The organism is Paraburkholderia sp. Cy-641 (genome assembly GCF_011752945.1).
Taxonomy (GTDB): domain Bacteria; phylum Pseudomonadota; class Gammaproteobacteria; order Burkholderiales; family Burkholderiaceae; genus Paraburkholderia.
Genome location: NZ_VWWM01000093.1, coordinates 1 through 18,774, shown reverse-complemented (window position 1 = coordinate 18,774; position 18,774 = coordinate 1). Strand labels below are relative to the sequence as shown.

Below are 18,774 nucleotides of genomic sequence, written 5' to 3'. Positions count from 1 at the left end.
GCGCGAGGGCCGCGAGCGCGACAACCGTGGCGCCGAGCGCGCGGAAGCCGTCGAAGGCGCGGCGCGCGGTGAGCGCCAGGAGCGCCGCGAACGGGGTGAGCGCACCGAACGCGGCGAGCGTCGCAAGCCGCAGGCGGAAGCCGTCGCGGCGCTGACGCAAACCGAAGCGCAAGCTGCCGACGAACAGGCAATCAGCCGCGCCGTCGCGGACGAAAACGGTGCGCCGGTCGATCAGGAAGCGGTGGCGCGTGAAGGCGAAGAGCGTCGTCGTCGCCGTCGCGGCCGTCGCGGTGGTCGTCGTGAGCGTGAAGAAGACGTGAACGGCAACCTCGCGGCGGATGTCGCGGAAGCCGAAGGCGAAGGCGAAACCGTCGGTGAAACCGCCGCCACGAGCGACGAAGCGCCGATTCGTGCCGCCCAGCCGGTCAGCGAAACGCAGAACGTGACGCCGGTCGACGTGGTGGTCGCCGCTGTCGCGACGGAAAGCGTCGTCGTGACCGAGTTGCATGCGGCAGCCGAAACGCCGCTGGCTGCGGAAAACGCAGCGAAGACCGAAACGGTCGTGCCGCTCGAACAGGCTCCGGTTGCACCGCAGGCAATCGCGGAAGCACCCGCTGAAGCACCCGTGGCGGAAGCCCAGACTGCACCGGCCGTGAGCGAAACGGCTTCGCCGGTTGAACCGGTCGCGCATACCGAAGCGCCGGCTCAGGCTGAAGCACCGGTAGTTGCAGCGGCTGCCGAAGCACAACCGGCGGCACAGCCCGAAGTGCGAACGGAACCGCAGGTGGAACCGCAAGCGGCCCCGGCTCAGGCCGAAACGGCAGCGCCGGCTACCGCTACCGTCGCAGCAGCACCGGCCGTCGAGCCGGCGCCGCAAGCCGAGGTCGCCGAGCCGCAGCCGGTCGTCGCAGCGGAACCGGCTGCCGTCGAACCGGCAGCCAAGCCCGCGCCGCAGCAGGCACCGGCGCACGGTGGTGCGGCATCGGCCGACGCGCTGAAGCCGATCCTCGAACAGGCTGGCCTGATCTGGGTCAACACCGACGCCGACAAGCTGCGCGCCGCGCAGGAAATGGCAGCGCAGGCGGCCAAGCCGCCGCGCGTGGCACGCGAGCGCAAGCCGCTGCCGCCGGTCGACAGCACGCCGATGCAGCAGGTCGAAACGGTCAAGCAGCCGCAGTAAGCTACTCTTGTCAGCAAAAGCCCGCCCTCACCGGCGGGCTTTTTTCGTTTGGGGACGACCGCAACGTCGCTAGCGAAAAGCACGGCTGCATGCCGCTCCCCGTATACCCCGACAAGCCCCGTGGCACGCCTGTCGCCGCGAGCATTTCCGATAGAATGAATAATTCGCTGTCCGTTCAAGCATTCGACGAAGCACCTCATGTCCCGACGCATCATTCCCGTTGCCGATCTCAGCTCGGCGCCGGTTATCGCCGGCCCGGCGCAGACGCCTAGCGGCGCGCTGCACGATACGCTCGCGCGTCCGCTGCGCGATCTGCGCATCTCGGTCACGGATCGCTGCAATTTCCGCTGCGTCTACTGCATGCCGCGCGCGGTGTTCGACAAGGACTACGCGTTCCTGCCGCACAGCGCGCTCCTGAGCTTCGAGGAGATCGAACGGCTCGCGCAACTCTTCGTCGCGCATGGCGTCGAGAAAATCCGTCTGACGGGCGGCGAGCCGCTCCTGCGCAAGAACCTCGAATTCCTGATCGAACGGCTCGCCCGCCTGACCACGCCGGCAGGCCGTCCGCTCGACCTCACGCTGACCACCAACGGCTCGCTGCTCGCGCGCAAGGCGCGCGGCCTCAAGGACGCCGGACTCGGCCGCGTGACCGTCAGCCTCGACGCGCTCGACGACACGCTGTTTCGCCGCATGAACGACGCCGATTTCGCAGTCGCCGACGTGCTCGATGGCATTGCCGCGGCGCAGGCGGTCGGGCTCGCGCCCGTGAAGGTCAACATGGTCGTCAAACGCGGCACCAACGACGGCGAAATCGTGCCGATGGCGCGCCATTTCAAAGACACGGGCACAGTGCTGCGCTTTATCGAATACATGGACGTCGGCACCTCGAACGGCTGGAATATGACCGAGGTGCTGCCGTCCGCCGACGTCGTCACGCGCATCGCCGAACACTTCCCGCTCGCGCCGCTCGAAGCGCATAGCGCCGCCGAAACCGCGCAGCGCTGGGGCTACGTCGACGGCGGCGGCGAGATCGGCGTGATTTCGAGCGTCACGCGGGCGTTTTGCGGCAATTGCACGCGCGCGCGGCTGTCGACCGAAGGCAAGCTGTACCTGTGCCTGTTCGCGTCGGCCGGCCACGATTTGCGCGCCTTGCTGCGCGGCGGCGCGAGCGACGCCGAGATCGCCACCGCCATCGCCGAAATCTGGCAAGGCCGCGGCGACCGCTATTCGCAACTGCGCGGCAGCCACCCGGCCTCGCTCGACGAACCGGCCGCACGGCGCGTCGAAATGTCCTACATCGGCGGCTGAGCGGCCGGCGCATGTCAATCACTCGTGAACAGATCACCGGCCTCGTGCTCGCGGGCGGCCGCGGCACGCGCATGGGCGGGGTCGACAAGGGGCTGCAGATGCTGCATGGCAAACCGCTCGCCGCGCACGTGCTGCGGCGCCTCGCACCGCAAACGGCTGCCCTGCTGATCAGCGCGAACCGCCATCCCGACATCTATGCCGCGCTCGGCGCCACCTATCGCGCGACGGTCGTCGCCGACACGCTCGCCGGCTTTCCCGGCCCGCTCGCCGGCATGCTTGTCGGACTGCGCACCGCCGGCACCGCGTATCTGCTCAGCGTGCCCTGCGATTCGCCGTGGCTGCCCGCCGACCTCGCCGCCCGCCTCGCGCACGCGTTGGACGAAAAGCAGGCCGATATCGTCACCGTCACCACCCTCGACGCTCACGGCGCGGCGTCGCTGCACCCCGTGTTCGCGCTCATGCGCACCACCCTCGCGGACGACCTCGCGGCCTTTCTGGCCGCCGGCGAACGCAAGGTGCGCGCGTGGTACGCGCGCCACACGACGGTCGAAGTCGCCTTTGCCGACGAGCGCCCGTTTTACAATGCCAACTCGTTACAAGAACTCGCCGACCTCGAACGTGATCGAGGCCCCGGCTGACCTCCGCTCCGGCCGCACGGCGATTGCCGCGCCCCTCTCCGGGCGCGCCGCCCAGCCCTTCATGACCACGCCCAACGACTTTTCCCGCTGCGTCGCGCAGTACGATCCTCACGCGCTACCCGTTTCGGCCGCTCAGGCGATTGTCCGGCAGTGGGCGACGCCGGTCGCGGCGGCCGAACGCGTGGCGTTGCGCGATGCGCTCGACCGTGTGCTCGCGACCGACATCGTCTCGCCGATCGACGTCCCCGCGCACGACAATTCGGCCATGGACGGCTACGCATTCAACCGCGCGGCGCTCGCCGGCGGCGCCGGGAACGTCGAGCTGACGGTGGCCGGCAAGGCGCTCGCCGGCCATCCGTTCACAGGCCGCGTCGCAACGAACCAGTGCGTGCGCGTCATGACGGGCGCGTGCCTTCCCGCCGACTGCGACACCGTCGTGCCGCAGGAACTGGTGGAGCGCGACAGCACGGATGCCGCTTCGATCCGCTTCGCCGCCGGCGCGGTCGCGGCCGGCGCGAACCGTCGTCTTGCCGGCGAAGACCTCGCGCGCGGCCACGTCGCGCTGCGCGCCGGGCGCATCGTGCGCGCATCCGACCTCGGCCTGCTGGCGTCGCTCGGCATCGGCGAAGTCAGCGTGCGGCGGCGTCTGCGTGTCGCGTTCTTCTCGACCGGCGACGAACTGCGCTCGCTCGGCGAGCCGCTCGATGCGGGCTCGGTGTACGACAGCAACCGCTACACCCTGTTTGCGATGCTGCGCCGCCTGAACGTGGACGCGCTCGATCTCGGCGTCGTGCGCGACGAACCGGCCGCGCTCGAAGCGGCGCTGCACAGCGCCGCGGCCAATGCCGACGTCGTGCTGACCTCGGGCGGCGTATCGGTCGGCGAAGCCGATTTCACGAAGCAACTGCTGCAGACGTTCGGCGACGTCGCGTTCTGGAGCCTCGCGATGCGCCCCGGCCGGCCACTCGCATTCGGCCGCCTCTGGTCCGGCGCGCAACCGGGGCTCGGCAAACCCGCGCTATTCTTCGGCCTGCCGGGCAATCCGGTCGCCGTGATGGTGACGTTCTATCAGATCGTGCGCGAGGCGCTACTGCTGATGTCCGGCGCGACGCCGCAGCCGCTGCCGGTCATTCACGCGACGAGCCGCGAGGTGCTGCGCAAGCGCCCGGGCCGCACGGAATTCCAGCGCGGCGTGGCCGCACCGGACGCTCACGGCCACTGGCACGTCAGCCCGACCGGCTCGCAAAGCTCGGGCGTGCTGAGCTCGATGAGCGAAGCGAACTGCTTTATCGTGCTCGGCCATGACGAAGGCGACATCGCCGCCGGAGAACACGTTTCGATCATGCTCTTCGACGGCCTTATCTGACGCCGGCCGGCGCGGCGCACACCATCAGCGGCTTCACCCACACGACTATCACGACACACGGGTTTGACTTACATGAAAAAACAGATCTCGTTCATCGCACCTGGACAGACGGCCAAAGCGCTGATCCTCGTGTACCTGACGTTCTCGGTGCCGATCGTGCTGCTCGGCGTCGTGGTCGCGTTCGTGCGCTACGGCTCGGTCGAGCTGAGCACGGTCTTCAGCGCCCTGCTGCTGAACGCGATTCTCGGCTTCGTGCTGCTGTGGATCGCCTGCCACGCGTACAACTGGGTGGCGTCGCGCTTCGGCGGCATCGAAATCCATCTGACCGACGTGCCCGAAGAGGCGTAATGCCGGCGGATGCCAGCGCAATCTTCGCGCCGGCATCCGAAAACTCCGTTATGGCTCGTCGGGCTCCACGCCCGACAGCGCCTCTCCCAGCAACCCGCTCGCCTCGTCGCCAGGCAACGCCTCGACGTCGCGCAGCTTGCGATTCATCACGCGCGTGCGCGTTTCCGCGGCCTCGATCGAACGCGTGACGGTTTCGAGCTGCGCTTTCGTCTTCGCGAGCACGTCGCCGAATTTACCGAATTCCGTTTTCACCGCACCGAGCACCTGCCACACCTCGCTCGAACGCTGTTCGATGGCGAGCGTGCGGAAGCCCATCTGCAGGCTGTTGAGCAGCGCGGTCAGCGTGGTCGGCCCCGCGATGGTCACGCGGTAATCGCGCTGCAGCAGGTCCGAGAGCCCCGGCCGGCGCAGCACTTCCGCGTAGAGACCCTCAGTGGGCAGAAACAGCAGCGCGAAGTCGGTCGTATGCGGCGGCGCCACGTACTTCTCGGCGATCGTGCGCGCCTCGGCGCGAATCCGTGCTTCGAGCGCACGCGACGCTTCTTCCACCGCCACCGGGTCGGCGCGCTCCTGCGCTTCGATCAGCCGCTCGTAGTCTTCACGCGGAAATTTGGCGTCGATCGGCAGCCATACCGGCATATTCGCGCCGCCGGGCTCGGGACGCCCCGGCAGGCGAATCGCGAACTCGACGCGATCCGCGCTCTTCGGCACCGTCGCGACGTTCTTCGCATATTGGTCGGCGGTAAGCAGCTGTTCGAGCAACGCTTCGAGCTGCACCTCGCCCCACGTGCCGCGCGTCTTCACATTGGTCAGCACACGCTTCAGATCGCCGACGCCGGCCGCCAGCGTTTGCATTTCGCCGAGGCCGCGATGCACCTGTTCGAGCCGGTCGGAGACGAGCTTGAACGATTCGCCGAGGCGCTGCTCGAGCGTCGCATGCAGCTTTTCGTCGACGGTGCGGCGCATTTCCTCGAGCCGCGCCGCATTGTTCGCCTCGATATCCTTCAGGCGCTGCTCGATGGTCGCGCGCACTTCGGCAAAGCGCCGCTCGTTCGCCTCGGTGAGCTGCCCGAGTTGCAGGCTCAGCGTGTCGCCGAACTGCTTGAGCGAGCGGCCCTGCTCGTCGCGCGCCTGCTGCGCCTGCACCTGCAGGCTGTGCCGCACGGCGTCGAGCTGCTGCGCGAAGCCGTCGATCTTGCCGCCCTGCACCGTCGCCATGCTGCCGAACTGCGCGGCGAGTGTCTGCTGAAACTGCGCAAAACCGCCGCTTTGCTCGCTACGCGACACGCGCGCCGTCTCGGCGATGTCGTTGCGCAGTTGCCGCTCGAGCCGCTCGGCGGTATGCGCCTGCGCGTCGACGACAGCATCGACGCGTTCGTTCAGCATGTCGAACTGCTCGTGCTGCTCCGTGCGGTCACGCCCGCGCAGCAGCAACGCGAGCGCGATCACGAGAGCGACCGCCAGCACCGCGACGGCCGCCACCAGAATCATCGTCATGAACGCGCCTTGCCGAGCACATCGGGATTGATCGGATTCGGCGGCTGACCGGCGCGCGGCCCTTCGCCGAGCGCGGCGATGAGGTTGTCGGCGGCGAGATTCGCCATCGCGCGGCGCGTCGCTTCGGTGGCGCTGGCGATGTGCGGGGTCAGCACGACGTTCGGCACGTCGAGCAGCGCCGGGTTCAGGTTCGGCTCGCCTTCGAACACGTCGAGACCGGCCGCCGCGATGCGCTTCTCACGCAACGCCTGCGCCAACGCCGCATCGTCGACGATGCCGCCGCGCGCGATGTTGGTGAGCGTCGCGCTCGGCTTCATGAGCGCGAGTTCGGCCGCGCCGATCGTGTGATGGTTTTCCTTCGTGTACGGCAACACCAGCACGACGTGATCGGCGCGCCGCAGCAGGTCCTGCTTCGACACGTACTCCGCGTTCAGCTCGGCCTCGATCTGAGGCGCGACGCGCGAGCGGTTGTGATAGATCACGCGCATGTTGAAGCCTTTCGCACGCCGCGCGAGCGCCTGGCCGATGCGGCCCATGCCGACCACGCCGAGCGTCGAGCCGTACAGGTCGCTGCCGAGGAAACCGTCGTAGCTCCACTTCTGCCATTGACCCGCGCGCAGCCAGTGCTCCGATTCGGCGATGCGGCGCGCCGCGGCCATCATCAGCGCCCAGCCGAAATCGGCGGTCGACTCGTTGAGCACGTCCGGCGTGTTGGTGCCGAGCACGTTCGCGGCGTTGAACGCGGCCATGTCGAAGTTGTTGTAGCCCACCGCCATGTTCGACACCACGCGCAGACGCGGCGCCGCCGCGAGCACGTCCGCGCCGATCATTTCGCCGGCGGTCAGCGCGCCGTCCTTGTCCGCGAGACGGCGCTTCAGTTCGTCGGCGGGCAGCACGTCACCCTGGTTCGCGTCGACGTCGAAGTATTGTTTGAGCCTGTCGATCACGTCGGGAAAGATCGAACGGGCCACGAGGATTTTCTGCATTGCAAGTCTCCGTAGGGGCGTCGGGCGGAATCGCCTCGGCGTCGAAATCAGTGTCTGAAAAAGAGCCAGCCGGTCAGCGCGAACAGCGGCAGCAGCACCGCACCCGACCAGCCCAGATACGCAAAGAAGCCCGGCATGCGCACGCCGCGGGATTGCGCGATGGCCTTCACCATGAAGTTCGGCGCGTTGCCGATATACGTGTTCGCACCCATGAACACCGCGCCGGCCGAAATCGCCGCTAGCGTGGTCGCGCCGCTCGTCATCAGCGTCTGCGCGTCGCCGCCCGCGAGGTTGAAGAACACGAGGTAGGTCGGCGCGTTGTCGAGGAACGAAGATAGCAGACCGGTCGCCCAGAAATACATGATGTCGCGCGGCTCGCCGGACGGCTCGTTGACGAGATGCACGAGGCCCGCGAACGCACCGGCTTGCCCCGCGCGCAGCATCGCGATGACCGGCACGATCGTCACGAAGATGCCGGCGAACAGCTTGGCCACTTCCTCGATCGGCGCCCAGTTGAAATCGTTGCCCGTGCGAGCCGCACGTGGCGTCAGCGCGAGCGACAGCAGCGTGACGCCGACGAGCGCGACGTCGCGCACGATGTTCTGCAGCGCGACGTGCGTGCCGAATACCTCGAACGTGATTTGCGGACGCCATAGTCCGCTCATCAGCACGAGCGCGATCGCCGCGGCGAGCAGCACGAAATTTATCTTGCCGTCGATGCCGTTCCGCTCTCTTTGCGGCGACGGTTCGGAGCAGCGCGACCGCGCATCCTCACGCCGATGGAAGTAGTACGAGTCGAGCGCGTAAAAGATCGCGAGCAGCACGCCGCTCACGAACAGCATCGGCCGCGCGAGATGCGTGGTGGTCCAGAAAAAACTCACGCCTTCGAGAAAGCCGAGAAAGAGCGGCGGGTCGCCGAGCGGCGACAGCGAGCCGCCCACGTTCGCCACGAGGAAAATGAAGAACACGACCACATGAACCACGTGACGACGATTGTCGTTCGCGCGCAGCAACGGACGGATCAGCAGCATCGCGGCGCCGGTCGTGCCCATCACGCTCGCGAGCACAGTGCCGAGCGCCAGAATCGCGGTGTTCAGACGCGGCGTGCCGCGCAGATTGCCGCGCACGCGGATGCCGCCCGCGACCGTATAAAGCGCGGTCAACAGGATGATGAACGGGATGTACTCGTCGAACAGCGCATGAGCGAGTGCGCCGAGCGCCTCGTGCGCGCCGAAGCTCAGCGCAAACGGCACGAGAAACGCCAGCGCCCACGCCGCCGCGACCTTGCCGAAATGGCGATGCCAGAACGCCGGAGCGACAAGCGGAAATAGCACGATGGAGAGCAGCACGCCAGCAAACGGCACGCCCCAAAACGCGGAGAGCACGGCCCCGTCGAAGGTCGCGGCCAGGGTGGGACTGGACCAGCTCGCCAGCATCAATGCAACAGCGAGCCACTGGCCTGCCCTTACCGGCGGCACTTGCATGCCGCCGTGGCGCCGGTGACGACGGACAGCGCCCTCTACCACGCGCAGCGCATGTGCCGCACCTGCCGCCCGCGCGCTGAAACGCCGCCGCGTGCTTCGCTCAGGCACCCTGCACGACGATCGCATGCACGCGATAAGGGCCGTGCGCGCCGAGCACGATAGTCTGTTCGATGTCGCCCGTGCGCGAAGGACCCGAAACGAAATTGACGGCGCGCGGCAGCTCGCCGCGCTCCTTGCGGATCAGGCCGAACGCCTCTTCATGACCCGCGACGATGCGTGAAGCCGGCACGATCGCGATGTGCGTTTCCGGCAGCAGCGCCGCCGATGCGTAGGTCTGCGGACCCGAGAGCAGCACGAGCGTGCCGGTTTCGGCGGTCGCGCAGAAGCAGCCGGTGAGACCGACGGCGTCGTTGTCTTGAGGTTTGCGGAATTCGACGGCGAGGCCGGCTTCGCTCCATGGCAGATCGCCTAGCGTTTGCCAGGCGACGGCCCGCAGCGGCAAACCGTGTTGCGTCAGATAGCGATGCGCGGCGGCGGGGACATCGGAGAGGGCCTGCACGGTGTCGACCGTGGTCGCCATTTTTTGTGCTTCGTCGACGAAGCGCGCACACAGATCGCCGGACATCTCCGGACGCGGGCCGGCCGGATGGCGTGCGAGGTAATCCGTCACGGCCTCGCGTTCGGCAGCGCTCGGCTCGGGTTCGCGTCCCTGCGCTGCGCGGATGCGCGCCAGGATGTTGCGGCGGGCAATCGATGTGTCCATAAGCGAGGTCCTCGTGTCGACAGCCGTGCGGTATGGCGAGGATTATACCGACCACCCCTCGCGCGAACACCCTGGCCGAACGGCATATTGCCGTGCGTCGCGAGTGCGGCGACACTGGTCACCGAACCTGTATGGACATGAACGTAAGCCGCCCATGAACCTGCACGACAGCCGGGAGGTCAGCCGAAACAAAACAAGTCGGAAAGCAGGCTGAAGCGCAAACCGGACGGCATTGCCCGGCATCACGCGTTACTTCGCCGCCTCTTCCTCCGGCTGCGTGATGCCGAACACCTGGCACAGATACGCGAGATAAGCCTTGTCCTCGCACATGTTCTTGCCCGGCGAGTCCGACAGTTTCGCAACCGGCTGACCGTTGCAGCGGACCATCTTGATGACGATCTGCAGCGGGTTATAGCCGAGGTCGTTGGTCAGATTGGTGCCGACGCCGAACGCGAGCTTGCAGCGGCCGCGGAAGCGTTCGTAGAGTTGCAGCACCTTCGGGATGTCGAGCGCGTCGGAGAACACGAGAATCTTCGTGCGCGGGTCGCAGCGATTGGCCTCGTAGTGCTTGAGCAGACGCTCGCCCCAGTCGAACGGATCGCCGGAATCGTGGCGCGCACCGTCGAACAGCTTGCAGAAGTACATGTCGAAGTCGCGCAGGAACGCCTGCATGCCGTACACGTCGGACAGCGCGATACCGAGGTCGCCGCGATATTCCTTCGCCCACATCTCGAAGCCGAAAATCTGCGAATCGCGCAGCCGCGGACCGAGCGCCTGGCAAGCCTGGAGATATTCGTGCGCCATCGTGCCGAGCGGCGTGAGGCTGTGCTTCATCGCGTAGAACACGTTGCTCGTGCCCGCGAACTGCTCGCCGAGACCGTCCTTGAGCGTGAGGATCACTTCCTCGTGCCATTGCCTCGAGAAGCGGCGGCGCGTGCCGTAGTCGGCGATCTTGCAGTCGGCGAATTCGGGGCGCGCGCCGAGCAGTTGAATCTTGTCGAGCAGACGGCCGCGGCCTTCGCGGTAGTCCGGCTCCTGCTGCGTGTTGCGGAAATAGACTTCGTTGACGATCGCGAGTACCGGAATCTCGAAGAGGATCGTATGCAGCCACGGCCCCTTGATGTCGATGTCGATTTCGCCATTGCCCTTCGGCGACGGCGTGATCGAAATGTACTTCTCGTTCAGATGGAACAGCGCGAGGAACTCGATGAAGTCGCCCTTGATGAAGCGCATGCGCCGCAGGTAGTCGAGTTCGTCGTCGGTGAAACGCAGTTCGCAGAGCTTGCGCACCTCGCCGCGAATTTCGTCGATATACGGCACGAGATCGACATTCGGCGTACGGCAGCGGAAGCGGTATTCCACGTTCGCGGCGGGAAAGTGATGCAAGACCACCTGCATCATCGTGAACTTGTACAGATCGGTATCGAGCAGCGAAGTAATCATCATGATGGTACGAACTGGACCGCTGGAAAAACGAAAAGGGCTCACACGACCCTTGCAACGAACGCGCATACGTCGCGCGCCTGACGCATGTTACCCGATGCGCTCGCATTCAGCGCGTCGCAAGCTCTCGCACGGCACGCCGCGGCACCCCATAAACTAATCACAAAAACATATAAGAGGCACGGCCCGATGCTTCATGCGCCTCTTGACGTTACGTTACAATACCCCTTTTGGCGTCCGCGCCTTCCCTGATTCCGTATGCAGGAGCTGCCTGAATGACTCACGTTGTGACCGAAAGCTGCATCAAGTGCCGCTATACCGACTGTGTCGATGTGTGCCCGGTGGACTGCTTTCGCGAAGGTCCCAACTTCCTCGCGATCGACCCCGATGAATGCATCGACTGCGCCGTGTGCGTAGCCGAGTGCCCGGTGAACGCCATCTATGCCGAAGAAGACGTGCCGGGCGACCAGCAGGACTTCATCGCGCTGAACGCCGATCTGGCGAAGGCGTGGCCGAGCATCACGAAGACCAAGGCACCGCTGCCGGAAGCCGACGAATTCAAGGACGTGAAGGAAAAGCTCGCGCTGCTCGCGCGCTAAGCGGCAACCTGTCACCCACCCTGCCAATTCGGATTTGTTATCAAGATGACCGCAGGGTATTGACAGGCACTTAAGCTACTTCTACAATTTCGCTTCTCTGTTGTTGTTCTGTTCCTCGATAGCTCAGTCGGTAGAGCGCCGGACTGTTAATCCGTAGGTCCCTGGTTCGAGCCCAGGTCGAGGAGCCAAGAATTGCAAAAGCCCGTTAACCAAGACGGGTTTTTTTATGTAGATCAAGTTGTACTGCTGTTCCTCGATAGCTCAGTCGGTAGAGCGCCGGACTGTTAATCCGTAGGTCCCTGGTTCGAGCCCAGGTCGAGGAGCCAAAATTTTGAAAGGCCCGCATCCGTGCGGGCCTTTTTGTTTTGGCAGCGACGCTACGCGTCCTTCTCGCAACGATACGATTTCACACGTCGTGTATTGAGGATCGCATGCACGCAACGCGAACGCACCGACGCAAATCATCGGCACGCAGGTTTGCATGGCACCGCCCGCGCGCCGTTATACGATGGCGGCTTCGCGGCGCATTTCTCGCATTTCCTCTCGCGATTCTCGCGCTGCTCCACTCCAGGCACTCAACCGGGCATGTCCATGAACTCCACCTCGTTGCGCATCGCGCTCGCCGCCGTCGGCGTACTGCTGCTGCCTTCGGCGCACAGCGAAGAAGTCGCCAGCGTCAATACGAATTTCCGTATCACCGGTTCGGACCGCGTGGTCGTCGAGGCTTACGACGATCCCGTCGTGCAAGGCGTTACCTGCTATGTGTCGCGGGCGCGCACGGGCGGCGTCAAGGGCACGCTCGGTCTCGCCGAAGATCCGACCGAGGCGTCGATCGCCTGCCGCCAGGTCGGGCCGCTGCATTTCACCGGTCCCGTGAAGCAGAAGGACGATGTGTTTTCGGTGAGCATGTCGTTGATCTTCAAGTCGCTGCACGTCGTGCGCGTGGTCGACACGAAGCGCAACGCGCTCGTCTATCTGACCTATAGCGATCGCGTGGTCAGCGGCAGCGCGAAAAACAGCGTCAGTGCCGTACCGATGCCGAACGGCACCACGATTCCCGTCAAATGACAGGCGACAGGCGTGGCAGGGCCACGGTCAACACCTCAGCGCGCGTGCGTCCCGGCAAGGCTTGCCGCGACGTATCGCGCGTGCCGCCGCCCGATATTGCCTCGCCGTCCGACACGCTCCGCGTGATGTCCCTCCCGAGCGGCGCCCGCCGCCGCACATGCCCACGACGCGCTACACTGATCGGCCCAGCCGGACTTTTGTCATGACCACCACCCACCGCTTCCGCGATTCCGCCCGCTACTGGCGCACGCCGCTTCTGCCCGGCGCGGACCTGCTCACGGCCGAATATCGCGATCACGAATTCGCGCCGCATTGGCACGATGCGTACACGATCCCGGTGATCGTCGCGGGCGCGGAATGCTACCGGTATCGCGGCGAGCATTATGTTGCCGAGGCCGGCAGCGTGCCCATCATCAACCCGGGCGAACTGCATACGGGATCGAAGGCAGTCGAGGCCGGCTGGCGGTATCGCGTGATCTATGCGCCGGTCGAGTTCATGCACGATCTCGCCGCGGAAGTCGGCGGCAAACCGCAGGCCTTGCCGTGGTTCGCGCCCGGCGTGATCCGCGATCCCGATCTCGCGATGCGGCTCGCGTGCGCGCATCGCCTGCTCGAAGCGGGCGACGACGAACTCGCCGCCGAGGCCGCGATGCTCGACGCGCTGTCCACGCTGCTGGTCCGCTATGCGCAGACACGGCCGGAGCCGGCGCGCCTCGCCACCGACGACGTGCGCGTCGCGCTCATGCAGGAGCGCCTCGCTGGCGACCTGCTCGAGTCCGTGCCGCTCGCGGAAGTGGCGAAGGCGACGGGGCTGTCGCCGTTTCACGCGGCGCGCCTCTTCACGCGAACGACCGGCTTGCCGCCGCACGCGTGGCGCAATCAGGTGCGCCTGCAGCGCTCGCTCGCGCCGCTGCGCGCGGGCATCCCGGTAACGGACGTCGCCGCCGCGAGCGGCTTCACCGACCAGAGTCATTTCACGCGCCACTTCCGCCGCATGTTCGGCGTGCCGCCCGGCCAGTGGCAGGGAACCGCGCGCGGAGCCTGAGCACGCGGGGCGGGGCGTCCGGGCAGCCCACGCGCTGACCGTAGCGCAAACAGCCGCACCGGCCCGGCGAACAGCGCCGAAGTCGATCCCGTCGTTTCCGGCTAGATGGCTAATAGCCGAATCTTCGAGCAGGGAAAATCAGGCGCGAAGCGGTGGCCTGCCGCGCCTCCATCGGCCTGCTTGGCCCATCCCCTCACCCGCCCGCAACGGGAACAGCACCCCGAACAGACAACCCGAACGACGACCCCGCAGCAAGAACGTACAAGCCCACCGCACCGCTCCCCGCTATGCTTCCGCAATCAAGGAGGCCAGATTGACCGATTCCCCCCAAGGCCAGCCCGTTCGCCCAGGCCATCTCAAAGAACTCAGCGCCGGCGCGCGCGACATCATTCCGATGCTGGTCGGCGCGGCGCCGTTCGGCGTCATTTTCGGCACGCTCGTCGCATCCGGCCCGCTGCATCTGTGGCACGGCCAGTTGATGTCGCTGATCGTATTCGCCGGCTCCGCGCAGTTCATCGCGCTCGGCCTGATCGCCGGACACGCGAGTTTCGCCGTGATCTGGGCGACCACGCTCGTCGTCAATCTGCGTCACGTGCTGTATAGCGCGACGCTTGCACCGCATGTCGCGCATCTGCCCAAACGCTGGCGCTGGGCGCTCGGCGCGCTGCTCACCGACGAAGTCTTCGCGGTCGCGTGGGAGCACTACCGGCATCGCGAACCGGGCACGGTCGGTCCGTATTATTTCTTCGGTGCCGGCGCGGCGATGTATCTGAACTGGCAGTTGTGGACCGTCGTCGGCCTGCTGTTCGGCGCGGCCTTCCCGGGCCTGCAAGCGCTCGGACTCGATTTCGCGATGGTCGCGACGTTCATCGCGATCGTCGTGCCGCAACTGGTCGCACTGCGCTTTATCGCGGCAGCCGCGACGGCGGGCACGCTGGCGTTTTTCTGGCAGGCATGGCCGTACAAGCTCGGCCTGCTCGGCGCGGTCTTCGCCGGCGTTGCAGTCGGCGTGCTGCTGTCGAGTTCGCGCCTGAGCCTGCGCGGCTCGCGCACCGCTGCGGAGGCCACGCGATGAACTACGTCCTTCTGATCGCCGGCATGGCCGCCATCACGTGGGTGATCCGCGCCGCCGTGTTCGTGCTCGGCGACCGGCTCGTATTCCCGCCGCTGCTGCGCACCGCGCTCAGCTTCGTGCCCGTTACCGTGCTGACCGCGATCATCGTGCCGATGGCCGTTTCGCCGCACGGCAACCATGCCGAGCTGAGCTGGCGCAATCCGCAGCTGGTCGGGGCGCTGGCGGCCGTCGTCGTCAGCGCGACGACGCGCCGGCCGCTGCTGACCATCGCGGTCGGGCTGGCCGTGTTCTTCCTCTGGCAGTGCGTCGTGCTGAAGTAAGCGCGTTCCGGGCCCGACCGCGCGGCTGATGCTGGCCGCGCGATGGCTCTGTACCGCGTTCGCGCCGGGCCAGCTCTCACTCCTTCACGCCCCACGCCCCACGCCCCACGCCCTCAAGTTTCCCTCAACTCCGCCGATAAGCAGTCGAGGTCCGCTCATCGGGATTCGTCCCGCTGATGACGCGGCAACAGGCTGGAACAGCCGCGCCGGCAGCCGGCGTCGCATCGCCCCCGGTCCGCGTGCGGCCGGCGAGCGGCGCGACGCGCACCGCGCGGCACGAAAACGGGATAACACATGGGTCAAATCACCCTCAAGCTCAAGGACGAGACCGTCACGTCGCTGCGCAAAGACTTCGAGGCGTTTCTGCGGGTCTCGCTGAAACTCGATCCGCAGTTCGCGACGCCGTCGTTCGAGGACTTTTTGCGCGCGAAGCTGCTCGACAACATGGTGCCGCTAACCGAACACGCGGTGCAGCGGATGCTCCAGGGCGGCCAATACGCGTGGGCCAAGCGCACGCTCGACAAGGAGTTTCCCGACGTCGTCGCAATTCTGATGCGCCAGGCGGGCGAGTTCGGCTTCGGCTTCGCCGCGCGCTCGGAATGGACGCCCGAGGAACTGGCGAAGCAATGCCGCGACTGGGCGGCCGCGATCGTCAAGGAAGCGGAAGGCGACGCGACGCTCGTCGATCCGCTCGCCGCGCAGATCAGGAGCGCGGCACAGGACATCCAGGCGCTCGAAGAGGTAATGCAAACGCCGGCCTGGCGGCTCGTCGAATCGCTGCGTCAGCGCGTCTACGAGGCGAAGGTCGCGTGCGAGACGAGCACGGGCAGCACCGCGCGCGAAAAACTCGGCGAGCTGCGCGGACTCCTGCGCCTCGGCCTTGCGCACGGCACGTTCCAGAAGCAGGAAGCGCAGCAGATCATGGAATACCTGCGCCTGCTCAAGCCCGAGATTTTCGTCGAGGAACCGGACGACGTGTTCTCGCGGCTCGCCGCGTGGCTGCGCAACTTCTTCGTGCCGCCGCGCCCGGTGGCACCGCAGCAGCAACAGCAGCGGCAGTCGCGCTAGGCGGCGCGCGGGGTTCGCGGGGTTCGCGCCGCGCGGCGGCAAGACCGGGCAACGGTGGCCATCCGCCGTCGCGGCGCAGCAGCAGCACTGCGAGACACACGCACAATGGCGTCATCGCCGAATTCGTTCATCCCGCTCCGAGACGCCGTGCCTTGCTCCCGGCGCGCCGCACTCAATCCCACATCTTCCTGAGTTTCGCCGCAATCTCGATCTTCGCCTGCGCAGCGGCGGCGAGCCCCGCCGCACTCGGCGCGCGCGCGACCGGCACGCGCGGCCACGCATAGGCGTCGAACAGCGGCAGCATCGGCGTGGCGATGAAGCGCGTGCGCGATGCCCACACGTGGCGGTCGCCGAGATGGGTCTGGTTATGCACGTAAAAGCGCTGCGGCACGACGATGTGCAGGTCCTCCTTCGCGCGCGTCATCGCCACGTAGAGCAGGCGCCGCTCCTCGTCGATATCCTCGTCGCTGCCGGTACCGAGATCGGACGGAATGCAGCCGTCGACGCCGTTCAGCACGAACACGTTGCGCCACTCCTGCCCCTTCGCCGAATGGATCGTCGACAGGATCAGGTAGTCCTCGTCCAGCAGCGGCACGCCGGATTCGTCACTGGTCGCGTCGGGCGGATCGAGCGTCAGCTCGGTCAGAAAGCGCTCGCGCGACGGATACGTGCCGGCGATGCTCTCCATCTGCAAGACATCCGCGTGACGGATCGCGGCATCTTCGTGATTGCGTTCGAGATGCGGTTCGTACCAGCGCCGCACCATTTCGAATTCGGCGGGCCACGGCGTCTGCCGACCGTACACGCTCGACATCAGCTTGACGAACGGATGCCAGTCCTCCTGCGCCCGCGCCGGCGCGCTGAACCCGGCGGCCAGCGCAGCGAGCGCGCCGCCGGCCGGCGCGGCCGGATCACCCTCGCCTATGCTCATGCCGGTGCCAACGCGCGCCGCGATGTCGTCGAGCAGCTTCGCCGCGGTCGCTGGCCCCACGCCCGGCAGCAGTTGCACGACCCGAAAACCGGCCACGCGGTCACGCGGATTCTCGGCCCAGCGCAGCACCGCGAGCACGTCCTTCACATGCACCGAGTCGAGAAATTTGAGCCCGCCGAATTTGACGAACGGAATATTGCGGCGGGTCAGCTCGATCTCGAGCGCGGCGCTGTGATGCGCCGCGCGAAACAGCACCGCCTGCGACTTGAGCTTGACGCCCTGCTCGCGCGCCTCCAGCACCTGTTCAACGACGTAGCGTGCCTGCGCGGCTTCGTCGGCAACCGTGACGAGGCGCGGACGCTGCGCCGATGCCTTGTCGGTCCAGAGATTTTTCGTGTAGCGCTCGCTCGCGAGTTCGATCACCGCGTTCGAGGCGGCGAGAATCGGCGCGGTCGAGCGGTAGTTGCGCTCCAGCGTGACCTGGCGCGCGGGCGGGTCGAACTGCTGCGGAAAATCGAGGATGTTGCGCACGGTCGCGCCGCGAAACGAGTAGATCGATTGCGCGTCGTCGCCGACCACCGTGAGGCCGCGGCCGTCGGGTTTCAGCGCGAGCAGGATCGACGCCTGCAGGCGGTTGGTGTCCTGATATTCGTCGACAAACACGTGATCGAAACGCGCCGACAGATCGGCGGCGATGGCCGGCTCGGCGGCGATGTGCGACCAGTAGAGCAGCAGATCGTCATAATCGAGCACGCTCTGCTTCTGCTTCGCGTCGACGTAGGCGGCAAACAGCCGGCGCAGATCGTCCTCCCATTCGCGGCACCACGGAAACGCGCTCTCGAGCACCTGGCCGAGCGAGGCGCCGGTATTCACGACGCGCGAATAGATCGCGAAACACGTGCCCTTGGCCGGGAAGCGCCGCTCTTTCGCGGACAGCCCCAGTTCATGGCGCACGAGGTTCATCAGGTCGGCGGAATCTTCGCGATCGTTGATCGTGAAGGCGGGCGAGAGGCCGATCAGATCGGCGTATTCGCGCAGGAACCGCGCGCCGACGCTGTGAAACGTGCCCGACCACGTGAGCCCTTGCGCGAGCGCGGCGCCCACGCCGCTCGTGCTGGCCGCCGCGGCCGTGATGCGCGTGACGCGGCGCGTCATCTCGAGCGCCGCGCGGCGCGAAAAGGTCAGCAGCAGGATGCGGTGCGGATCGGCGCCCTTCAGCACCAGATTGGCGACGCGATGCGCAAGCGTGTTGGTCTTGCCCGAGCCGGCGCCCGCGATCACGAGCAATGCGCCGGGTGGCGCGTTCGGCGTGTCGGCCCCGTATTCGACGGCTTCGCGCTGCGCGTCGTTGAGCTTCGCGAGCCAGGCGGCGGTATCGAACGGCGGAGCGGATTCGGCGACGGTGGACACTGAGCGGTTCGTGCGTTGGATGGATTCAGGATGGCGACGCATACTGTATATCCATACAACTGCTCGCGACAAGCGCCCTTTTTTGCCGGGTCTGGGTGTGCCGCAACCGGCGCGCGGCTTGCCGGTTGCCGGTTGCCGGTTGCCGGTTGCCGGTTGCCGGTTGCCGGTTGCCGGTTGCCGGTTGCCGGTTGCCGGTTGCCGGTTGCCGGTTGCCGGTTGCCGGTTGCCGGTTGCCGGTTGCCGGT

General features: G+C 66.6%; 16 protein-coding genes, 2 tRNA genes and 2 pseudogenes. 13 read left to right on the top strand and 7 right to left on the bottom strand.

Features of this window, described 5'->3' with window-relative positions:
* The 5 genes and pseudogenes from F3J20_RS30440 to F3J20_RS30420 all read left to right on the top strand — a co-directional run.
* Positions 1-1,180, top strand: a pseudogene (locus tag F3J20_RS30440) (ribonuclease E/G); the annotation flags it as partial.
* 198 nt (positions 1,181-1,378) lie between these two features.
* A complete protein-coding gene (gene moaA / locus F3J20_RS30435) occupies positions 1,379-2,488 on the top strand; it encodes a GTP 3',8-cyclase MoaA (RefSeq protein ID WP_167042921.1) in 1,110 nt (369 codons plus the stop codon).
* 11 nt (positions 2,489-2,499) lie between these two features.
* Positions 2,500-3,126 carry a molybdenum cofactor guanylyltransferase MobA gene (gene mobA / locus F3J20_RS30430; RefSeq protein WP_167285711.1) on the top strand — a complete coding sequence of 209 codons (627 nt, stop codon included), beginning with the start codon at positions 2,500-2,502 and terminating at the stop codon, positions 3,124-3,126.
* A gap of 61 nt (positions 3,127-3,187) precedes the next feature.
* Entirely contained in the window at positions 3,188-4,492 is a 1,305-nt protein-coding gene (gene glp, locus F3J20_RS30425) for a gephyrin-like molybdotransferase Glp (RefSeq protein WP_167042917.1), read from the top strand.
* 72 nt (positions 4,493-4,564) lie between these two features.
* Entirely contained in the window at positions 4,565-4,840 is a 276-nt protein-coding gene (locus F3J20_RS30420; RefSeq protein WP_167042915.1) for a hypothetical protein, read from the top strand.
* Positions 4,841-4,888: 48 nt separating this feature from the next.
* On the opposite strand, the gene rmuC is transcribed toward F3J20_RS30420, so the two are convergent.
* The 5 genes from rmuC to pncB all read right to left on the bottom strand — a co-directional run bounded on the left by rmuC (position 4,889) and on the right by pncB (position 11,016).
* A complete protein-coding gene (rmuC, locus tag F3J20_RS30415; protein WP_167285710.1) occupies positions 4,889-6,337 on the bottom strand; it encodes a DNA recombination protein RmuC in 1,449 nt (482 codons plus the stop codon).
* On the bottom strand, positions 6,334-7,323 hold the full coding sequence (locus F3J20_RS30410) for a D-glycerate dehydrogenase (RefSeq protein ID WP_167042910.1): 990 nt from the start codon (positions 7,321-7,323) through the stop codon (positions 6,334-6,336). Before F3J20_RS30410 ends, rmuC begins: the two co-directional genes overlap by 4 nt.
* Before the next feature lie 47 nt (positions 7,324-7,370).
* Positions 7,371-8,759, bottom strand: a complete 1,389-nt coding sequence (locus F3J20_RS30405) for a sodium:proton antiporter (RefSeq protein ID WP_167285712.1) — start codon at positions 8,757-8,759, stop codon at positions 7,371-7,373.
* A gap of 148 nt (positions 8,760-8,907) precedes the next feature.
* Positions 8,908-9,570 (bottom strand): lactate utilization protein C, encoded by a 663-nt coding sequence (locus tag F3J20_RS30400; RefSeq protein WP_167042908.1) that lies wholly within the window; start codon positions 9,568-9,570, stop codon positions 8,908-8,910.
* A 249-nt stretch (positions 9,571-9,819) separates the two neighbouring features.
* Positions 9,820-11,016 (bottom strand): nicotinate phosphoribosyltransferase, encoded by a 1,197-nt coding sequence (pncB, locus tag F3J20_RS30395; RefSeq protein WP_167042906.1) that lies wholly within the window; start codon positions 11,014-11,016, stop codon positions 9,820-9,822.
* Positions 11,017-11,288: 272 nt separating this feature from the next.
* Between pncB and fdxA the strand changes: the two genes are divergently transcribed.
* From fdxA to F3J20_RS30355, 8 genes are all read left to right on the top strand, one after another.
* Positions 11,289-11,612 carry a ferredoxin FdxA gene (gene fdxA, locus F3J20_RS30390; protein WP_062127873.1) on the top strand — a complete coding sequence of 108 codons (324 nt, stop codon included), beginning with the start codon at positions 11,289-11,291 and terminating at the stop codon, positions 11,610-11,612.
* A gap of 112 nt (positions 11,613-11,724) precedes the next feature.
* Positions 11,725-11,800, top strand: a tRNA-Asn gene (locus F3J20_RS30385).
* A 62-nt stretch (positions 11,801-11,862) separates the two neighbouring features.
* Positions 11,863-11,938 (top strand) — tRNA-Asn (locus F3J20_RS30380).
* Positions 11,939-12,203: 265 nt separating this feature from the next.
* Positions 12,204-12,680: a CreA family protein gene (locus F3J20_RS30375; protein WP_167042904.1), complete on the top strand. Its 477-nt coding sequence runs from the start codon at positions 12,204-12,206 to the stop codon at positions 12,678-12,680.
* A gap of 202 nt (positions 12,681-12,882) precedes the next feature.
* Positions 12,883-13,725, top strand: a complete 843-nt coding sequence (locus F3J20_RS30370; protein WP_167042902.1) for an AraC family transcriptional regulator — start codon at positions 12,883-12,885, stop codon at positions 13,723-13,725.
* Positions 13,726-14,038: 313 nt separating this feature from the next.
* Positions 14,039-14,800, top strand: coding sequence for an AzlC family ABC transporter permease (locus F3J20_RS30365; protein ID WP_167285709.1), 762 nt, complete (start codon positions 14,039-14,041; stop codon positions 14,798-14,800).
* The gene (locus tag F3J20_RS30360) at positions 14,797-15,120 is read left to right on the top strand and encodes an AzlD domain-containing protein (RefSeq protein ID WP_167285708.1); all 324 of its coding nucleotides are present in this window, start codon (positions 14,797-14,799) and stop codon (positions 15,118-15,120) included. Before F3J20_RS30365 ends, F3J20_RS30360 begins: the two co-directional genes overlap by 4 nt.
* Before the next feature lie 294 nt (positions 15,121-15,414).
* Positions 15,415-16,188 carry a DUF4088 family protein gene (locus F3J20_RS30355; RefSeq protein ID WP_167285707.1) on the top strand — a complete coding sequence of 258 codons (774 nt, stop codon included), beginning with the start codon at positions 15,415-15,417 and terminating at the stop codon, positions 16,186-16,188.
* A 172-nt stretch (positions 16,189-16,360) separates the two neighbouring features.
* Here F3J20_RS30355 and F3J20_RS30350 read toward each other — a convergent pair whose 3' ends face one another.
* Entirely contained in the window at positions 16,361-18,529 is a 2,169-nt protein-coding gene (locus F3J20_RS30350) for an ATP-dependent helicase (RefSeq protein ID WP_167285706.1), read from the bottom strand.
* Between the two features lie 25 nt (positions 18,530-18,554).
* Positions 18,555-18,774 (bottom strand): annotated as a pseudogene (locus tag F3J20_RS31930) (hypothetical protein); the annotation flags it as partial.